The sequence below is a fragment of the Kineosporia sp. NBRC 101731 genome (assembly GCF_030269305.1).
Classification (GTDB): domain Bacteria; phylum Actinomycetota; class Actinomycetes; order Actinomycetales; family Kineosporiaceae; genus Kineosporia.
Genome location: NZ_BSTC01000002.1, coordinates 1 through 19,912, shown reverse-complemented (window position 1 = coordinate 19,912; position 19,912 = coordinate 1). Strand labels below are relative to the sequence as shown.

General features: G+C 63.7%; 13 protein-coding genes and 1 CRISPR repeat array. Of the genes, 8 read left to right on the top strand and 5 right to left on the bottom strand.

Annotated elements, in window-relative coordinates; genetic code table 11:
* Window positions 1–140: 140 nt before the first annotated feature.
* The 3 genes from QSK05_RS07220 to QSK05_RS07210 all read right to left on the bottom strand — a co-directional run bounded on the left by QSK05_RS07220 (window position 141) and on the right by QSK05_RS07210 (window position 2,892).
* On the bottom strand, window positions 141–599 hold the full coding sequence (locus tag QSK05_RS07220) for an LppA family lipoprotein (RefSeq protein ID WP_285595227.1): 459 nt from the start codon (window positions 597–599) through the stop codon (window positions 141–143).
* 152 nt (window positions 600–751) lie between these two features.
* Complete coding sequence (locus QSK05_RS07215) at window positions 752–2,473, bottom strand: alpha/beta hydrolase (protein ID WP_285595225.1); 1,722 nt, start codon at window positions 2,471–2,473, stop codon at window positions 752–754.
* A complete protein-coding gene (locus QSK05_RS07210; RefSeq protein WP_285595224.1) occupies window positions 2,470–2,892 on the bottom strand; it encodes a WXG100 family type VII secretion target in 423 nt (140 codons plus the stop codon). The genes QSK05_RS07215 and QSK05_RS07210 overlap by 4 nt, the downstream gene beginning before the upstream one ends.
* A 576-nt stretch (window positions 2,893–3,468) precedes the next feature.
* Between QSK05_RS07210 and QSK05_RS07205 the strand changes: the two genes are divergently transcribed.
* The 3 genes from QSK05_RS07205 to QSK05_RS07195 all read left to right on the top strand — a co-directional run bounded on the left by QSK05_RS07205 (window position 3,469) and on the right by QSK05_RS07195 (window position 5,877).
* Window positions 3,469–4,119 (top strand): LppA family lipoprotein, encoded by a 651-nt coding sequence (locus QSK05_RS07205; RefSeq protein WP_285595222.1) that lies wholly within the window; start codon window positions 3,469–3,471, stop codon window positions 4,117–4,119.
* A 433-nt stretch (window positions 4,120–4,552) separates the two neighbouring features.
* Window positions 4,553–5,353 carry a hypothetical protein gene (locus QSK05_RS07200; RefSeq protein WP_285595220.1) on the top strand — a complete coding sequence of 267 codons (801 nt, stop codon included), beginning with the start codon at window positions 4,553–4,555 and terminating at the stop codon, window positions 5,351–5,353.
* 53 nt (window positions 5,354–5,406) lie between these two features.
* On the top strand, window positions 5,407–5,877 hold the full coding sequence (locus QSK05_RS07195) for a SigE family RNA polymerase sigma factor (RefSeq protein ID WP_285595218.1): 471 nt from the start codon (window positions 5,407–5,409) through the stop codon (window positions 5,875–5,877).
* Window positions 5,878–6,075: 198 nt separating this feature from the next.
* Here QSK05_RS07195 and QSK05_RS07190 read toward each other — a convergent pair whose 3' ends face one another.
* Entirely contained in the window at window positions 6,076–7,236 is a 1,161-nt protein-coding gene (locus QSK05_RS07190) for a hypothetical protein (RefSeq protein ID WP_285595216.1), read from the bottom strand.
* A gap of 176 nt (window positions 7,237–7,412) precedes the next feature.
* Window positions 7,413–8,330: a hypothetical protein gene (locus QSK05_RS07185; RefSeq protein WP_285595214.1), complete on the bottom strand. Its 918-nt coding sequence runs from the start codon at window positions 8,328–8,330 to the stop codon at window positions 7,413–7,415.
* A gap of 1,447 nt (window positions 8,331–9,777) precedes the next feature.
* Between QSK05_RS07185 and cas3g the strand changes: the two genes are divergently transcribed.
* From cas3g to QSK05_RS07160, 5 genes are all read left to right on the top strand, one after another.
* Window positions 9,778–12,171 carry a type I-G CRISPR-associated helicase/endonuclease Cas3g gene (gene cas3g / locus QSK05_RS07180; protein ID WP_285595211.1) on the top strand — a complete coding sequence of 798 codons (2,394 nt, stop codon included), beginning with the start codon at window positions 9,778–9,780 and terminating at the stop codon, window positions 12,169–12,171.
* A gap of 1 nt (window position 12,172) precedes the next feature.
* Window positions 12,173–14,443, top strand: coding sequence for a type I-G CRISPR-associated protein Cas8g1/Csx17 (gene cas8g1 / locus QSK05_RS07175; protein WP_285595210.1), 2,271 nt, complete (start codon window positions 12,173–12,175; stop codon window positions 14,441–14,443).
* Window positions 14,440–15,471 carry a type I-G CRISPR-associated RAMP protein Csb1/Cas7g gene (gene cas7g / locus QSK05_RS07170; RefSeq protein WP_285595208.1) on the top strand — a complete coding sequence of 344 codons (1,032 nt, stop codon included), beginning with the start codon at window positions 14,440–14,442 and terminating at the stop codon, window positions 15,469–15,471. Before cas8g1 ends, cas7g begins: the two co-directional genes overlap by 4 nt.
* Complete coding sequence (gene csb2, locus QSK05_RS07165) at window positions 15,468–16,940, top strand: type I-G CRISPR-associated protein Csb2 (protein WP_285595207.1); 1,473 nt, start codon at window positions 15,468–15,470, stop codon at window positions 16,938–16,940. Before cas7g ends, csb2 begins: the two co-directional genes overlap by 4 nt.
* Before the next feature lie 209 nt (window positions 16,941–17,149).
* A CRISPR array of direct repeats spans window positions 17,150–17,691; the repeat unit is 36 nt; unit sequence CTGGCTCCGCCCTACGGGGACGGACTTCGTTGAGGC.
* Window positions 17,692–18,298: 607 nt separating this feature from the next.
* Entirely contained in the window at window positions 18,299–19,708 is a 1,410-nt protein-coding gene (locus QSK05_RS07160) for a hypothetical protein (RefSeq protein WP_285595205.1), read from the top strand.
* Window positions 19,709–19,912 lie beyond the last annotated feature (204 nt).

The following is a 19,912-nucleotide window of genomic DNA, read 5'->3' as shown; positions in this document are numbered from 1 at the left end:
GGTCCTGGGTGCCGGCAGGTGGCTTCGCCAGGCGGTGATGGTGTGTTCCGCGAACTGCAGGAAGTTTTGCAGTGGAGGGTTTTTCTCGACCATCGTGAGACCCACGGCCCGTGTTCCGAGTCGATGAGCTGTGCGGATAATCAGGACCCCGAGGGGTTTTCCGAGGGTTCGGACTTGATGAAGCATCCTCCAAAGACGGCGAGGGTGGTGTTCTTGGCGCTGCGCAGTTCCAGGGTGTTGTCCCACGGGCCGGCGATGACCAATATGAGGTTGCCGGGGGTGTGGTTCTCCAGGGCGATCTCGGTGAACCCGTACTGAGCAGCCACGGTGGCTACCTTGTTCTGAACTTCCGACCAGCGGTCTTCCGGCAATGCTCCCTTGCCGGTACCGACGTCATAGATCGCATAACGGGCATCCGGAACGTCGGTGAACGGCTCACTGCAGAAGCTCTCGCCGCTCTGGCGTGCGCCGTCGTTGTCCCAGGTGAGATCTGGCTCAACGTCTGAGAGCAGATCGCGCACCTCTTCCAGCAGCGCCTTGTAGTCCGCGCCGGCCTGGGCGAAGGAGGGGCGCGCCTGTAGCTGTTTTTGAAGATCCATGTCCGACCTCGCAGAACTTCCTGTTGATCCGCATCCGGTGATCGCCAAGGCGACCAGAACGGAAACCCCAGCCAGCCGCCGAAGAGCGCGGGGTGTCTTTGATCCATGATGGTTTTCGGTCGGATTCCGTTCCATCGCGGCGACTCCTGAGATCATTTCTTCTCGACCGTCTGTTCGGGGTGGCCGGCGATCACGGCAGCCAGGTTGTTCTGGCTCGTGGTGCGATTATTGAGGTATTCGCTGTGGCCGTGCGAAGCTGCCAGCGGTGTCTTGTCCGCACCGGTGCTGGCTCCGGTGTCCAGCTGCACCGTGTCGGCCATGTAGTTCGGGTCGAAGCCCGTGGCCCACGATTCTCCTACGAACCGGTCACCTTGGGCTTGCTCGTTGTAGAGAGTGCCATGAAGCTTTAACTGGTCAACGTTCTCGATGGGGAGGCCTGGAGAGCCGAACACTACCGCGTCATCGATTCCTGACTCCTTCGTCAGGGCTGCACCGGTCACGGCGGATCCGTACGAGTGTCCGAGCGCGACGAGATGAGGATCGTCGGCGCGCGAGACATTGAGGCCCTCGTAGAAATCGGCGAGATCGACACCCGCGGAACGAGCGGTGTGCGCCGACAGCACGGAGTTGCTCGATGCCACGGTGCTCCACTGCGGGGCCTGGTAATCGAGCCAGGTCACCGTTGCCACGGTCGGCTGATCGTCGCTGTCATCACTGCTCGCCGCAATGAATTCGGCCCGCCGTTTCAGCTCGAGCATCTTCTGGTCGTAGCCGTCGAGCTTCGATGTAGTCGTGGTGAAGCCCGGCGTGAAGACGGATACGTTGTCGGCAGAGTCTACGTCACCGGCCGCAATGATAGCTTGAACACGTTCGCCAGGAAGGATTTTCAGTCCGAGAATCTGGCGTTCGAGGAGCGGTGAGGTTTCATCCGAGGTGCTCGCGATCTTGTTCAGTGTTTTCAGTGCTGGCATCACCTCTTCCCGAAGCCATAGGTAACGGGCACTCTTGTCGTCCGTTTCCTCGATAACCCTCTCTGCATCTGGATGTTCAGCAATCTTGGCCTTGAAATACGCGTCGAGTTCGTTGTACTCGGCGGTGTATTGGTCGGTGTAGCGCTTCAACAGTGTTTCATTCGCTTCGTTGCGTAGCTTGGCGCTGAGGCCGTCGCGGTTGGCTATCCATTCGGGGTGGTCCCGCCGAATCCCGTCCTGCTCGGTTTGGGTGAGAGCTGCCCACCAGGCGGCGTTCTGCGCGGGCGTCGCGCTGTCTTGGGGAGGCTTGTAGGGACCGAGCTTTCCTGCTCCGGCCCCATCGCGCTCCGCTTGCCTGAAGTCGGCCGCGTCTCGCTGGGCCAGGCTGCCGCTCAGCACCCCATCGTTCAGCACCGCGAACAGGTCCTGGTCGACGTAGTAAGCGCGACGTACTGCTTCCTCCACGAGCATCAGACACTCGTTGATGGTGCTCTGGCGGTCGGCCAGCGCTGAGTCGACGTCCTGATCCGAGCTGTCGCCCATGACGGTCACACCGCGCTCGTCGTTGACCGTTCCGTCGCCGGCGATCCACAGGCCGTTGTCCGCCGCGTACTCCGTGGCCACCTTCACCGCGTGTTCCACCGAGGCGACAGAGTCTGATGCATCGTGCAAGGCCCGGCGGACGGCTGATACCTCAGTGATGCGGTCTTCCAGGCTTTCCTTCAGAAGGTTCCGCTGGATCCCGGCGAACAGTGCGGCTGCGCCGGTCCACACTCCGAGACCGGAACCGAACATGTCGTATCCGAGCTGGACCAGGGTGTTCTCCGTCGTGTGCAGGCTCTCGGCCTTCTCCTCAAGCGGAGCTGACCTCCAGAGGCTGACCTGCGCCCAGTCCGCGCTCACTCATTGCCCCTCTTGAGCACCGAGAGGTCTAGGTCGGGAACATCGGGGTTCAAGCCGTATGCGCTGGGCGGGCGGCTATTCAGATCCAGGGCAGCTGAGCCCTCCGGCACGAGACCGTATTCCGGGCTCAGCGCTGCATACGCCTGGGCGCCCGCCTCGTCGCTGCTCTCGTATCCGGTCGCAGCGCTGTCGAGCCCTTCACTGAACTCTTGCATGGTGTCGCGCCACAGCTTGAGATCGCTGTCCCATTTGGACGCGACCTGTGTCAGAGCGGCAACGCTGTCGGCTCCCGGGATCTCGTGTGAGGCCGAGGTGAGATCGGCACCTGGGTCGAGCTTTCCCACAACACTGGCGGCCGTTTCGGCCTGACGCGCGCAGACGCGTAGGTCGCTCACAGAGACCTCGAAGTTTTCGGTCATGCTCCCCACCTCCGCTGATCCAAGACCACACGCTATCTACCACTGAGTAGAGGGGGACAACGGTTGATACGGTGACACGGCACACAGAGTGAACTCTCGGCTCAGGCAGCTGAGATATCGGCCCTAAAGGGCCTGCATAGCGGTCGTCCGCACAGCGGTGCAGCACGAGTTCCGCAGGGCTGCCGAGACGCTTGTTCGCCCACCGCGGCGAAGAGAGCTGGAGTGGTGGGAACCGCCGGTCAGGCGGAGACGCTCAACTGTGCCTCCAATTGCCCTGCACTGCTGGGGTGCTCTCTATTGGCGAATTTCTCCCGCAGCGCGGCGCACCCGGATCCGGGTCTCTAGAGCATCCATGCTTGACTGCGATCGTAAGCGGCCGGCACGGGCAAGATAGCGCTTCGCCAGCCGTCGACGTTCCCAAGCGGTCAAGCCATCATTGCCGACTGGCTGAACGAACAGACGGAGCCGAGTGAAGAGCAGGGCAAATGTGCGAGCGGCAAGACGGAGCTTCTTCACGCTCCGAGACTATGCGCTGATGGGATCACGGCGCAGCCGCAACAGAGCGTCAAAGCGGGTATGGATAACATCTTCGAGCAGCTGACCCAAGATGCCGATGAAAGGTGGACTTCCGCGAACCCCCTCGGCCAGCTGACCCGGCGCGTAGGTGCGGTGTTCCTCGTAGTGGGTTTAGCGCTCACGGGCGCCGGATGCTCAGGAACGGTGAGAAAACTCGTGGGCGCGCCCATGACGCAACCAGAGGCCAGGGCTGAGCTCGAGAAGCGCCCCACCTTCGAACAGGCGGAGAAGGACTATCTGGCGCTGGCGAAGGAACTTCGTAAGGTCTTCGACGACCTGGCGCCCGAGCTGACATGGGACGTAGCCAAGGCCAGAGAGATCGAGACCGGCGGATGTCTGTCGCCGTTCGCTCAGATTGATGATGCTGAGCATGCTTGGTACGACGCTGGCCTCGCTACGGGAAGTGCTCCGGATGCAGTCTGGCCACAGGTATGGCAGAAGATCATCGAGGTTGCCGCACAGTACGGCTTCACCAAGATCGTCGTCATAGACGACGAGCCTCAGAACCGTTATCTGGTCATCAAAAACGGTCAGGGTGGCAACATTACCTTGATGGAGGGCGGTAACACGACATTCTTTGTCGAGGGCGCCTGCCATCTCCACGAGGGTCCGGACAACCGACCGTCAAAGACGGAGACCGCCGGCTACTGAACGCTCCAGCGCCCCGCATCGGCTGCGCGTCCCCACGTGAGCGGTGCTCCCCGATGCGGTGATGCGGTTCGTGGTCCTCCGATGAAGGATGCCGGGAGCGAAGCAGCGGGCGACCCTGATGGTGCTCATGCCACCTGCTCGCCCGGCCACGGGGTGCCTGTGCCGGCGGACTGAGGTGCGCCCCATCCTGTGAATCGTCTGAGAAAGTTGCCACAAAAGTCGCCTATGGACGCGTCTAAGGGGCATGAGCGCAAACGACGGTGGATGGCAGGGCGACGAACCGCCCGACCTCGACCTGGATCATCCTGCTGCGGGCGATGCCCCGGTGATAGCCCTCTTTCGGGACGGGCTGCGGTCGTCCCATGGCTCGGTTCCGGACCTGGGGGCGATTGAGCGCCGGGCCCGAAGGCAGCATCGTCGGCGTCAGGCGCTGGTGTCCGGCGCGGTCACCATGGCCGCGGCTGCCGCAGTGACCATGGTGGTCTCGCCGTGGTGGACGAAAGCCGAAGGCCATACCGTGCCGACCCGGCCGACGCCGTCCGCTACCAAGGCCTTGACCGTTCCCCCGCTGACCAAGGCGTCTCTACTACGGCCGGAAGATCTCGCCCAGCCCGCTGAGGGCGGTGCACCATACCTCGACGGGGAAACGTTCGGCCTGGCCGATCTTGACGGTCTTGACGATCCTGAAGACGTCTCCGGTCAGAAGGTCCCGCAGGACGTCTGCGGTGATGCCGAGGTGCTGGATGTCGAGGCTCCAGAGACGGGGTGGAGGCAGACTTACGTCTCGCAGGGGGAGGCCGAGGTACCGGCCTGGATGGTCTCCGAGACGGTGTTGCAGTGGCCCGGCCGGCCAGACCTGGCGACCGAGGTCCACGACCAACTACGGGCAGCATCGGTCGGTTGCGATGCCAATGCCCCGGGAGAGGCTCCCAAGAGGGTGACCTGGTCCGGCGAAGTCAATCTACCGACACTCGAGACGGCGGGAACCAACTCCGAGGGACTGACGCTGGCGAGCGATGTCGTGGTGGTGGGGGACGCCGTGGTGATCCTGAACGTTGGTTCGGCGGCGGGCGACCTGGCCAGTCGAACGTCTGTCAACACGTTCTCCTGGCTCTTCCCGGCGGTCACCCGGCTGGTGGGTGAGGTGCCAGAACCTGGAAAAGAGGGGCCACTGCATCGCCTGTCTGGTGATGGAACGAGCGATCTCCCGAGCGCGACCGGGGCCGTCCAGTGAGGCGCCCCTGGCAGGAGCCGTCGATTGACCGAGCTCCTGGCTTCGAGGAATTCGTGCGGGACAACTCGCCGCGGCTGCTGTCGATGGCCCGGGGTCTGACGCGGTCGAACGCCGATGCGGAAGATCTGCTGCAGGACGTGCTGGCGAAGGTGCTGCTGAAGTGGGACACGGTCAGTGCTGCCCTCAACCCGCAGGCCTATGTGAAGCAGATGCTGGTCAACGCGGCGACGTCGTTCTGGCGTCGGGGGTTTCACCGCGAGTCGCTGTCTGACAGTGCCCTGATCGGGGAACGTCCGGTGCCCGACGAGAGCGGAGTTCTGGCTGAACGGGATTCACTGCTGGCAGCTTTGGGCCGGTTGAAACCGAAACATCGGGCCGTGCTGGTGTTGAGGTACTACGAGGGCCTGAACGACCACGAAATTGCCGCGACGCTCGGCATGGCTCATGCGAGCGTGCGCAGCAACGCCGCCCGAGGATTGGCAGAACTGCGAAAGGCGGGACTACTGAACGAGGCCCGGGTCTGACGGAGGGGGTCAGATCCGGGCCACGGCCCTGGTCAGGGCGATCTGCTACGGCGAGCCCTGACCAGGCGGCCGCCGGGCACGATCGGCCTGGCCGACGTCGTCCTTGACGGCAGAGGCCATTAATCACTCCCTCGAAGCACTCTGCCGACCATGGCCTCCAGATGTCCCTGCCGGCCATTGCCTGCCCGGCGGGGGGCTTCAGCTCGAGGTTTCCAACTCGGCCACATGCCAAAGACTTCGGTGCGTCTTGGCGTCAGTGCCCTTAGCCCACATCACGGTGTCATGTGCAGGATCACCTGCGACGGCGCTGTGTCCTTGGTTCTTGGCCAATGAGAACAGCTTGTGCGTAGGCATGTTCAGGTAGTACTCGGTGGGATCGCCGTTGCCAGAACCGTTGCCCCAGAGAACGCCCGTCTTGGTGAGGGAGAGATTCGCACTGCCTACCTCGTCGGCCGTAACCACAGTGCTCACTTCCTCGGTGGCCAGATCCATGGCAAAGATCTGACCGGGCAGAGACTTTCTGCTCCACCCCTCCTCGCCTACCTCAGGCGAGCGAACTCCCCAGGCAACGTAGGATTCCGATGCCGCCAAGTCGACAATGTCCGACGTCCCGGAAACAGTTCCACGAATGAGGATTTCATCTGATCCATCACCAGACACCGCCATCCGATGAATTTCGTAGGAGTCCGACGTCTCACTCTGGCGGGCCGCATACACCAGATCCCTACCGGCCACGGCCGGCATAACCGCATTCCTTGCCACGGTCTCCACCTTGGACTTCTCTGACAGCTTCGTACGGAGGATGTTGAACTCCCAATCCTCCGCGGTTCCCGGATCGGGATCCGCTGTGATGGCGACCGATGCCGCCCAGTACACCCATTCCCCGATGACTACGGGATACGTGCCACCTGTCACGGTCAGGGGACGCGCATCGCCCTTGAGGATCTGGCTGTGCGCCAGTTCACGGGTCTTCGATCCATCGGACTTGGCGGTTCGCAGACTCCAGTCCAGGAATGCAAGATCCGTGCTGGGGGTTTCTATCCACACGAGATCGTCGCCGGCCTGAGTCGCCCCCATAACCTGGCGTTCTGCCCCCGCCATCGGACCAGCTGTCTCTTTTCCCGTCTTGGCTACGGCGACGAATCCCTTGCCATCGCTCCAGAGGCCGACCCGACTGAATGAACTGAGGGCAGTACCTGCGCCGTTCATTGCGTTCACTTTTGTCTCGGTCGTCAGAAAAGTCGTTTCTGAAGGGATCCCTGTAGGTACAACAACTCGGTCAGCCGTTTCTGCCTTGGGATGCAGGGTCCGCTGAGGCCCTCTGAACTGAGCGGCAGCCGCATCCGAAACTCCGATCATGAAGGCAATTTCTCGGTCGATCTGAATCTGGGGCCGGTCAGGCGATGTCTCAGGACTTGGCGCAGCCGTCGACGCAGAATTGCTCGGGGGTTGCGCCGCTACCGACGACGCCCCCGAGCAGCCTGCAAGCCCGACTGTGCAGCACAAAATGGCACTGGCGAGATGCCGAACGTGGATCAATAGACCATTCCGTTAGCCTCGAGGAAATTGTCAGCGAACTGCTTCGTGTTGTATCGGAACTTTTCGGCCGGCAGATGGCCCCAGGAAACGGAATCGGAGGCTGACGGATCAACGAGCTTCACACTGACCACGTCCGCGGTGTGGCCATAGATAGCGGTCCAGTGTCCGATCGTGCGATCGGACGGATGGTTGTTGTAGTGCAAACCGCCCGCATACTCAACAGCATCGACTGTACCGCCGTGCCCGCCGCTGACAGCGGTAAGAACCGCTGACTGAAAACGAGAACCTGACGGACTGGGTAGTTCGACGAAGAATGTGTCACCCCTCCAACGATTCATGCCCTTGCGCATCCTGAAACTGGCCCAAGTCGTCGCATCGTTCTTCTCCGTGGTCAAGTATTCATCTCGTGCCAGGTTGGCCTGCGTGAGCGCCAGACCGCTATCGGCACTGTCACCAAAGTTCTTGGCCTTGAGTAGCGCCTGGGCAGCGGCCGGTCCGCAATAGTAGTTCTTGGCCTGAGGATACTGAGCCATCGATATAGTGCGCTCGGGCGCGTCCACAGCTCTGGTAGAAACCCCGTCGGAGTTGGTGCTGGAACCACCGGGCCGGGCTGCCTCAAGTAGTGCCGACTCCGTATCTTCGCTCAACGCTTTGGTGCCGAAGGTAGCCTGATAGTCGGCCAGCATCTGCGCAACGCTCTTTGACACCCTCGCCTGGGAACCGGTCCCCGTCGCAGACACGAAAATGGCCTCAGACAGCGCTAGCTTTGCTTCCGCCTGTGCTCGATCTTCCTTCGCACCGGGCTCCGAAAGGTCTGGCCAGGTGTTGGGCTCACTAATCCCGCCTGCGGTATCACCCGGCTCTTCGAGGACATCAGCATGGGCCGAACCACCAGCCCCGATGGTCAGCCCCACGCCAAGAACACTCACGGCCGCACCAGCAATAAGCCTACGCATATCCAGCAACAACTCCCCATGATCGAGCCGACGAACGTTGGGCGAAATGGAACCACCCGGCGAAAATGGACATTACTGGTCTACACAGGCGAGTCATAGGGTCTTGGGGTTTTGTGAAATTCGCAATCTTCGGCTGACATCGCTATCCCAGCGCGAACGGTGGTGCTATCGCGTAAGTTCGCGTCGAACCCCCCGTTTTCCGATGCATCCAGCGCGTGAAACTTTTGATGACAGTTGCACGAACGTGGCATGACAAGTTCGCACAATTGAGATTCGCGTCCTTTGTTGTATGGGGAAGTCGACACCCTCGAATGAGCAGTGACCCGTTGCGGGGCTCCAGAGCGAATCTGCTCGAGCCATCGACACTTCCCAGGTCAGAAACCTTTTCGTCGCCTCAGTCCGGGCATATCCTCCAACTGCCGTCCCGTGAACCGGGCCGTCGACCATTGATTACGGCATGGGGGCTGTTCCGGCCCGCTGCGAGATGATGGCAGCGGACGCCCACATCAGGTTGTGGTGTATGCGAGCGCTCCGGTGCGGAGACCTTCACGCTGGAGCGCTCGCATGCAGCTCAGGAGGTTTTTTGGCTCTAGAAGTGCTGGGAGGACAGGTTCATGCAGAGTCCGCGGCGAGGAGCGCTCGCACAGGGGTGGAATGCTGCAGGTCAGCAGGGTGATATCGGTCGAGCCCTCGCTCCGCCCTTCGGGGACGGACTTCGTTGAGGGACCAGAGCCTCACCCACATCTCGGGGGTCGAGCACTCCTCGCTCCGCCCTTCGGGGACGGACTTCGTTGAGGGGGGCGACCACGCTCATCACGTTGCTGGGCGTACCGGCTCGCTCCGTCCTTCGGGGCCGGACTTCGTTGAGGGGCGTTGCGGACGTTCCAGGTGAGGGCGAGGGTCTTGCTCGCTCCGCTCTTCGGGGACGGACTTCGTTGAGGGATTACCTCGGCGCTGCTGCGTCGGCCAGCGAAAACCACTCGCTCCGCCCTTCGGGGACGGATTTCGTTAAGGGGAGCTTCACCTGCACGAGATGCGCGATGCCCACCCGACTCGCTCCGCCCTTCGGGGACGGACTTCGTTGAGACGATGACAGTCGTCGGTCTAAAGACAGCTGGTACCTCCTGGCTTGGCCTTACCGGGATAGCCAGGACGTGGAGGCATCCCCAAGACCCGATGCCCCAGGGACAAAGCTTGGGGGTGGTCCCGGATGTGCCATGGTCTGTCGAGATGTCCTCGCATCGGCGGTTTTGAGTGAGCCGGCGAGATTGTCGGTGGGCCCGTGTACGTTGCATCCAGCTTGCTGAGTGACGGTAACGCGGACTGCGAAACCGCTGTTCAGGCGCTCTTTTCCGTCGGCACAGTCGGTGGAATCAGATTCCGGATCTTGGCTCGGGAGGTTGGCGTGGCCCTGGACTTCACGTCCTTCGTGCAACGCGCTGAGTGCAACGAGGATGCAGTTCCCTACGATTACCAGTGTCGACTTGCAGAAGAAGGCCTACCAGAACTGCTTTCGGTTCCGACGGGAACGGGCAAGACGCTGGCCTCGGTGCTGCCCTGGCTCTACCGCAAGCGTTTGCATCCGGAGGCGGCGGTGCGCGATGCCACCCCGCGCAAGCTGATTCTTGTCCTGCCCCAGCGGTCCCTGGTGAATCAGACGCATGGCGTTGTCGACCGCTGGCTGAACAACCTGCACGATCAGCTGGGCTGGGCGCCTGTGGCGTTGCACCAGCTCATGGGCGGAGAGTCAAGCGACGATCGGGCGTGGAAGGTTGATCCGGCCGCGGATGCCGTCTTCGTGGGCACGCAAGACATGGTTCTCTCCAGGCTGCTGATGCGCGGATATGGGGAAGGGCGCACGGCCTGGCCGATGTCGTTCGGATTGCTGCACACAGATGCGCAGTTCGTGTTCGACGAGGTGCAGTTGATGGGGCCTGGGCTGGGCACATCGATCCAGTTGGAAGGCCTGCGGCGCAAGCTGGGCTCGGCGCTTCCGTCGACCACGATGTGGATGTCCGCGACGCTGCGCTCCGACCGGATGGCGGGGTTGCCGGACTACCCCGACCTGCTGAGCAGCGCCCGGCGCGTCGAGCTGTCGCCGGCCGATCGGAAAGGGCCACTGAAGAAGCGTCTTGAGGCAACGCGGCACGTGAGAGAGCTGGTGCTCACGGCCACGGAGGCTAAGAAGTATCCCGAGGCGCTGGCCGGGCATGTTCTCCGGCACCAGGTCAGGGCCACGCGCACCATCGTGCTGCTCAACACGGTGGAGCGGGCACGGCAGGTGCATGCCGAGCTTCAGAGGCGGATAGGGGAACTTCCCCACCAGGAGCAGCCGGGACTGGTCCTCGTGCATTCCCGCTTCCGCCCGCTCGACCGGGCGCAGAAGACAGCAGAGCTGCTGCAAGACCCCGGAGAGCAGGGCACCGTCGTGGTGGCCACGCAGGTACTCGAAGCCGGCGTCGACGTCACCAGCCAGACCCTCATCACCGAGGCAGCGCCCTGGTCGTCGGTGGTGCAGCGGGCCGGGCGCTGCAATCGCGCAGGTGACGACGACGGGGCCGCGCTGTGGTGGGTCACGCCACCGGGTAGGGCCGGGCATCACCCCTACGAAGAGGCCGATCTCAAGGCCAGCGCCGAGTTTCTGCGGAGCCACGAAGACCAGCACCTCACCTCGACGCAGCTTCAAGAGGCCCAGGTCGATGAGCACCTGCCGCTGTACTCGGTGCTCCGCCGGCAAGACCTGATCGATCTGTTCGACACCAGCCCTGACCTGGACGGCAACGACATCGACGTTTCCCGGTGGGTGCGGGACGCGGACGAGCGCACGGTGGGAGTTGCCTGGCGGGATCTCGAGGCGCAGCCGTTGTCGAATGATGAACGCGCGATGCACCGCAACGAGATCTGTCAGGTTCCGGTCGGGCAGCTGCGGTCGCTGCTTGCCGGTCTGCGCAAGGCCGGGCGCATCAAGGGGGTTTCCGCGTGGGTGCGTGATCAGGCGATCGGCGAATGGCGCCGGGCCACCGATGACCAGATCAGGCCCGGAGCCACCCTCGTACTGGACACCAGGTACGGCGGGTACACCGCCGAGACCGGGTGGGATGCCGCGTCCCTCATTCTTGTGCCCTTGGTGCCCACCACCCCACCGACGCCCCCTGAACGAACCTGCTCAGAGCGAGTGACCCTGGCCCAGCACGGCGCTGACGTGCGCCGGAAGGCCGATGCGCTGAGAACCATCTACGAGTCCGGCGCCGATCTGTCGCCCGACCACTGGGCCGCAGTCGTGCTGGCGGGGGAGAAGCACGACATCGGTAAGGCCCATGATGCGTTCCAGGCAGCGCTGGGCGAGCACCTCCCCGAAGAAGCAGACCGCACCTTGCTCTGGGCCAAGTCCGGCAACCGCGCCCGGCTCCGATTCCGTGACGGTCGCGCCGGGCTGCGGCACGAGCTGGTGGGCGCCCTGATGCTGCATGACACCGGGCCGGAGTCCGATCTGGTCGCCTACCTGGTGGCCGCGCACCACGGCCAGGTGCGGCTGGGCATCAACCCCATCGCCCGGCAGAGCGTTCACCATGGCGACCAGGTTCCCCAGATCGCTCCTGATGGCCGCGCGCACGACCCGGTCGAGATCTCCACGAGCGCGCTCAAGATCGGCGGTGATTCCTGGACCCAGCGCAGCTGCCGGCTGCGCGACCGCCCCGACCTCGGCCCTTTCCGCCTGGCCTTTCTGGAAGCCCTGGTCCGAGCCGCGGACTGGCAGGCCAGCCAGGAATACGACAAGCCGGAAGCCGGAGGAGAGTGACGTGAGCACCATCCTCAAGGGCTGCCGCAGCGACACACTCGGGGGCTACCTGCAGGCTCTGGGTGTCTGGCGCGCCGTCGTTCGCCTCATCGATCCTCAGGCCCGGGCGGCCTGGCCCGATGGCCGGTTCACCCTCTTCACCGAGTCCCTGCAAGAACCAGAAGAGCTCGCCGAACGGTTGGGAGCGGTCTACGAACCCCTGCCCCTGGTCTCGCCGTGGAACTCCGGCTCCGGATTCGCTCGTAACGGCAAGAGCGCCGAGGCCGAACGCAGCCTGCAGAAGGTGCTCGACAGCGACGACCCCCGCCTGGCTCAGCTCAAGAGCGCGGTGCAGACCGGATTCGACATCGTCCGCGCCGGTCATGCCCGTGGGTGGGCCGGTGCCAACGGTGACCTGTGGGACAAGGCCTACAAGGCAGAGATCATGACCCTGTGCCGCAACCTGCTTCCCGACGAGAGCATCGCCTGGCTCGACGCTACTGCCGCAGCGGCCCAGAACAGCTCCGGCGAAGCAGCGCTCGCGTTCAGCCGGATTCTCGGCACCGGCGGCAACTTCGGTCGCCAGGAACTGCAGGCCAACTACATCGACCGGGCCCTGACCGTTCTGGCCGGCGACATCCAGGGCCGATCGCCGCGCCCGGTCTCCGGCTGGCTGCTCCAGATGCTGACCGGCCGCGAAGGGCTGCCGTATCTGCGGGAGGCGGTCGGCCAATTTGATCCCGGCCGGGCCGGGGGAGTGAGTTCCAGCGGCGGGGAAGACCTCGACAAGGAGGGCTTCCTCAACCCCTGGTCGTTCCTGTTCATCATCGAGGGCGCCCTGTTCTTCACCGCTGGCGTCGTACGACGGCAGGGCACCCTCAACACCGGCACCGCACTGCCGTTCCAGGTGAGGCCGGCGAACATCGGCTACGGCACCGCGGCTCCGCTGGAAGACGTGAAAGCCGAACTGTGGCTGCCCGAATGGGACGAGTCCGCCGGCATCGAAGAGATCACCCAGATCTTCCGTGAGGCACGCTCCCAGTGGAACGGCCGCACCGCCGGCACCGGCCTCGACCAGGCGCGAGCGCTGTCCAGCCGGGGAGTGGCCCAGGGCCTCACCCGATTCCGCCGCGTCGTGGTCGCGGAACGCTTCGGGCAGAACCCCTTCGCCGTGGTGGTCGACACCGTTCCCGTGCAGCACCGCTCCGGCGTTCAGCTCACGCAGGGCCTCGACCGATGGCGGCAGCAGCTCCGCTCGCTGACGCATGCGCCGCAAGAAGTGCAGAGAGGCCTTCGAGCAGTGGACGCGTCGATCCTCGCCTTCTCGCGAGGAAAACCCGGCGCGATCATCGACGTGCTGTGCACCGTTGCCCGGCTGCACACCACGATCTCCCGCTCGGGAGCAGTGCGTGCAGTGGTGCGGCCGCTGATTCTGCGCGATCTCACCGGGTGGGTCGCAGCAGTGTTCGAGAACTCTCCCGAACAGGCCGCCGGCGCAGAGTTCCGGATGGCCCTCGCCTATGCCTCCACCTACGAGACGAAGTCGGCAGCGATATCGCCGCTGCGCTGTCTCCTCTCGGCAATCGAGCCGACCCAGCCGACTCAGGGCAGTGGGAAGGGACCGCGAGCGCGGGTGCGGCTGGCCTGGTCGAATCGTCCACCCTTGATCGAAGCGCGGGACATGCCGACCAGGCTGGGCCACGTGCATCGTCGGCTCGCGCACACACCCCTCCCCGACCCGCTCGTCCACAGTGACAGGCCGGCCGTTCAGGGCCGGATCACCCGGTGGCAGGGAAGTACCCCGGTCTCTCCGCACGAACTGATTCGTTTCGTACAGGGCAATTTCGATGACGATCTGTTCGCGCAGCTCCTCACCGCTCTGCTGCTCTTCGCCTGGACCTCAGAAGATCGGGAAAACACAGCCCGAATGGTGGACGCGTCGGGTGACCGCACGCGAGAGGCACACCAGAGGTGGTGGCCGCGTCCGTTGGCACTGCTCTTGCCGTTCTATGCCTTCGGCCCTCAAGAGATGCTGCTGAGACCGGATCACACCTGGCCGGCCCGCCTGTGCGCGGGACGGGTGAACGACGTGAGCCGTGAAGCCCATCGGCGGTTGCGGATCTCCGGTGCGGGTGTGCCCCGGGAGACAGACGCCTTCGCCGCGCCCACAGCTGATGGCAAGGGGGGCGTGCGTCTGGCCGCTGCTTTGTTCGCTCCCGCGACCAGCGGGGCCTACCGAGAAGCCCTTCAACAGATCGTGCCTTCGTTCAAACGAGAGGATTCTCAGGAATGAGCACCACCTCAACGGTGAAGCGTCACGTGTTCGATGTGGCGCTGCGCCCGGTTCTGGGCTCGACCTTCCAGCCCACTGGCTTCCCCGACCTCGGTGCCGCGACGTTCGATCGTCCGATCCGGATCGGCGCCGAGCTGAAGACGCAACAGTGCCTGATCGTGGAGTCGGTGCAGTCGATGGCCAACAGGCTCGAAGGAACCGGCTGGGACGATGCCGCCCAGGCGCCGGTCGAGCTGCTGAATGGCCTGCCCTACATCGAGATCCGCCGGGCACCCGCCACCGACGAGTCCGACTACCTCACCAGCAGCCGTACGGAAGCCCACCGCATCTTCTCCGCGTATGTGCGGGACAGCGACTGGGACGGCCGCAGCGGTGACGCCGTTCTGCTGGAGAAGATCGGCGTCAAGGCCGAGACTCCGCTGGACTACCGGGCTGTGGCCGCCGCAGTGCTGGCGATCGACCCGTTCTCCCTACTGCACGGTGTTTTCTTCGCCGGCAGTTCCAAGGGCAAAGTCAGCCGGCGGGCCAACTGGCCGACACAGCCACGCATCACCCGGGCCATCGGCGCCGTGATCGAGGCGCACGATGTGGCCGAGGTGGCTTCGGGAGGCCGTAAATCGGACCTCGTGCGGCACAGCCTTTCCGACGAGACCGCGTCGTCGCTGGGTGGCGCGAACGAGGGATACGGCTCGATCCCGTTCCACCGCGTCGAGTACACCGCGGCCAGCATCGTGGCCTCGTTCGTGGTCGACGTGGAACTGCTGCGTTCCTACGGATTGCCGGCCGAAGCCACTCACCTGCTGGAGACTCTGGCTCTGTGGGAGATCCGGACGCTGGTGGACGGCGGCCTGCGCCTGCGCACCGCCTGCGACCTCGAGCTGGTCGACACCGAGATCCGCGACCGTCGCGACAACGAACTACCGTCGCTGGACACGCTGACCGCACAACTGCGCAAGGCCATCCCGGCCGCAGCAGCGAGTCTCGGAGACGGCGCCCCCATCGTCGTGCACTGGAGCGGTAAGAAGTGAGCACCACCGTCGCCGTCCGCTTCACCTTGGGCCGCTACCACGCCACACCTTGGAACGCCCACGTGAACGAGGGCCAGGTCGAACTGCCCCCGGCCCCCTGGAGAATCCTGCGGGCTCTCTATGCCGTGTGGAAGGAACGCCAGCCCCAGCTGAACGAGCAGGTGGTGCACGAGCTGCTGGCCGAACTGGCCGATCCGCCGGAGTACCTCGTTCCCGAGCACTTCATCGCCCACACCCGGCACTACTACCCCGACCGGGCCTCCAGCAGCGACAAGAAGTCGACCGACCGCACCCTCGACGCCTTCGCCGCGATCGACCCCCGCGAACCCCTGCTGATCACCTGGCCCGTCGACCTAAAGCCCGAGCATCACCAGGCGCTGGTCACCCTGTGCGAGTCGTTGCCCTACCTGGGGCGGGCCGACAGCCTCTGCACCGCGGAAGTGCTGAACAAAGCGGCCGAGGCGCAAGGAGAGCTCTGGGTGCCCGAAGAGACCCTGGCCCATGACACCGACCTGACCCACACCGACGAGAAACACCTCCTGGCCCCGGAACAACCACTCAATATCGACTCCCTGACCACGAGAATCATCAACCACCGCACCAAGGGCCTGCTCTACCCGGCCGACTCACGCCAGATCAGCTACCGCAACGCGCCCCCGGACACCTCCCGTGCCCCCGCGCCCCAGACAGGCGCGGCCCCCACCAACCCGGCCATCACCGTCGTGCGCTTCCACGTAGCCGAACCAGGCCGGCCCGCCTACCTGGACACCGCCCTGATCACCGACCTCCTGCACGCCGCAGCCGCCAAGAAGCTCGACGGCGTCCGCGAAAAAGACCATCCCAGCAATCTTCTTGGCCTGGACAAGGAGGGCAAGCCGCTGAAGGGCACCCACCAGCACGCCCATATCCTCACCGTCCCCGACGCCCACCGTCGCATCGCCCAGATCATCGTCTGGTCACCCGGCGGCCTGGCCGACGACGAGGTGAAAGCCCTGACCCGCATCCGCAAGCTCTTCTCCCACCAGAACGCCCGACTACGCCGCCCCACCGAGGTCCTCGTGACCGCCGTAGGAGGCAACGAACTCCTCCCCCCGGAATGGACCGGCACCAGCCGAACCTGGATCAGCAGCACCCCGTACATCCCCACCGGCCACAGCAAGAACGACCCCGTACGCCACGCCCTGAAACGCCTGCGCACCGACCTGAACTACGTAGCGCCCGGCCTGGGCGACTCGATCAAAGACGTGTCACTCATCAGCCGCTCCACCACAACGCCGGACAACGAGCGCCCCGCCGTCATGGGCGTATACCAACGACTGCCCCAACGACGACAACGCGGGCCACACGTCGACGCGCAATACCTGCGAGTCGAGTTCACCGACGACATCACACCCGCCCAGCAAGGCCTGCTCGTCGCCGGCCAGCTCTCCCACTACGGCATGGGGTTGTTCCGACCCCTTCCAAGATGATGGAGATGGACGAGCGGATGCCCGCACCAGTTCGCCGTGCCCGCGAGCGCTCCGGTGGCGAAGCCCTCACGCTGGAGCGCTCGCGCCCAGGTCAGGAGGCCTTTTTGCGATGGACGAGCTGGACACACAGCTTCAGGCTGAGCCACATTAAAGGAGCGCTCGCAGATGGAGATGACGCTGCAGGTCAGCGGGGTGAAAATGGTCGAGCCCTGGCTCCGCCCTACGGGGACGGACTTCGTTGAGGCTGGATTGAGATACCGCCCACGGAGAACGAACTCGGTCCTGGCTCCGCCCTACGGGGACGGACTTCGTTGAGGCCCGGAATCCGAAAGTGCCTGGGTCACCACGCGCCTGCTGGCTCCGCCCTACGGGGACGGACTTCGTTGAGGCCACGGTGAGACGGCGATGTGGAGGAAGCTCGATACGCCTGGCTCCGCCCTACGGGGACGGACTTCGTTGAGGCGCTGCTGGGGGCCCTGGTCAACGCAGCGACCAGACCTGGCTCCGCCCTACGGGGACGGACTTCGTTGAGGCGCGTTCCTGGTGACCACGGGCTGCGTCACGGTCTTGCTGGCTCCGCCCTACGGGGACGGACTTCGTTGAGGCTCGCGTTGCTTGATCTCGGTGGCCGTCGCCGCCGCGCTGGCTCCGCCCTACGGGGACGGACTTCGTTGAGGCTGCACGACGATCGCGCCGGCCTCGAGCGTGGTGCCCGCTGGCTCCGCCCTACGGGGACGGACTTCGTTGAGGCGATCTCGAGCCGGGCACCTGTGACCAGCGCGCGGCACTGGCTCCGCCCTACGGGGGACGGACTTCGTTGAGGGAAAGGTGTGAAGATGTTAAGGACGCTAACCCGTGCGACTGGCTCCGCCCTACGGGGACGGACTTCGTTGAGGCGCCGAGCCCGATGGTCTACTCGGCGGCAATACGAGGGCTGGCTCCCGCCCTACGGGGACGGACTTCGTTGAGGCCAGATCGACCGAATCCTGGATGGCGTCACGGCCGGGATGGCTCCGCCTTACTGGGACGGACATCGTTGAGGCACCACGATCTGGTTCTGCTCGCGCGGCATGTTCTGCCTCCGATATGCAGCTGGGTCAAGCCGCCTTGTCAGGCCCCACCGAAGACCCGACTCTCCGCTCGGTCGAACGTCCCAACCTCGGGCTTGCGGGTCATGGGCGAGTCGAAATCCGGCACTCTGGGTAGTTGCGGTCAGACGGCCGGTGATAGTGGAGGGGCGTGCAACTGCATTGACCAGGGCAAGCGGACGAGATCTGCACTCACTAACTGAGCGGGAGGACGTCCGTCTCGTACTACCTCCAAAATCGACCGCTCCTGGCATTGCGAGCCTGTTGTTCATGGCAGGCGTGGGCATCCCAGTCAGTTTTCTGGTTTTGGAAGGCTCCCCTCCTGGAGCACCGCCAAGCCTAGTCCCCATCACACTCATCATCCTGGTCGTCGCCGTCTCCCGGCTAGCCACCATCATCTACACCGGTGACCTGCGCATCGTTAGCATCGTCAGCTGGATGATGATTTACATCTCTGGAGCGGTTGTTCCACTCGCTCAGGCTCACGCGAGTTTGTGGCCGGTGACGATTAACATCGAATTTCTGCCCGAAGCGCAGCTCATGATCTTGGCCTGGGCCATCGCGTTCGAGGTTGGGCAGCACTTGCGGTCACGCGAACGTCGCGTCTTCGATGTCACACAAGCGAAGCCAATTTCGCTTTCGCGACTCAAATCTCTGACTATCATTGCCAGTATCATTACGCTGGCCTATATTGCGAAGCTTGGACCTGCATCTTTCTTTCAGTCACGCGCTGACCTGGCTATAGCAATGAACGATTCCGGGATCCGAGGCGGTGGATCCCAGGTGACATCGGCTTTCTTTAGTATGGGCGCGACCGTCCCGGTCTTCATCTGCTTGGTGACCTGGATCGTGATCACTTACAAAAAGCCCGAAAAGCGCAGCGCAGGGATGAAGCTACTCAAACTCTGGCTGCTTGCGTTGAACGTGATTGTGAACAACCCAATCAGCAGTTCCAGGTTCTGGGCGCTCACGATCTTTATAGGATTTGCTTTTGCTATGCCCTGGTTCAAGGCTCGGACGATGCGCTTCATCATTCCCGCAGGTATCATTACGGCCTTAGTGCTCTTTCCCTACAGTGACTATTTCCGAGGCCAGGAGGGTCAAATCCAGGTTGTCGGTGTAGTCGAGAAGATCAGCACCAAAGATTACGACCAGTCGACGATGACGGCGAACGGCATATGGTACGGCGAGCGGTACGGGCACACTCACGGTCGGCAGATCCTCGGCGCGGTGCTATTCGCTGTTCCTCGAACCCTTTGGCCAGGAAAGCCTTTGGACACTGGCGTGATGGTAGGTCAGGCTGCATCTGAACAGATCTATGTCGGCACCACAAACCTGTCCTCTCCCGCTTGGGTTGAAGCGTGGATCGACTTCGGGATGCCCGGCGTAATCATCATCGGTGCTGCGGTTGGTTGGCTGGCACGCCGGGCAGACGAGATGTTTATGGCTGCCCGAGCAAGCGGGCGCGTGACCGTTATTGCGGTGTCATTGCCAATGTTTGCAGGGTTTTCGTTCATCCTGCTTCGCGGCCCTCTCCTGCAATCTATGGGAAGAGTGGCAGGTATGGCACTAGTAGCCTGGTGGCTCGCGGACCGGAAGCTGATGTCAAAAGGCGATCCGGCAGTCGATGGTGAGGCCAAAGAAAGTTCTGACGCAGCACTCACAGGCGTGAGCCGGTAGCACCTAGGTTCTAGCTTAGGGATCTTCCCAGTACTGCGGTGTTAAAGGTCCGAGCTGACGTGACTGAAGATGCACTTCCCCGTCTGTCAGGGTGAGTTGAGGCCAGCGGCTCAGAACAACCCTTTCCCTTGACGGGGCGAGATCCGGAAGTCCTGCGTTGAGTGTCGATGTGTCTGGGCCGGTGGCCCAGGATGGTTCCATGAG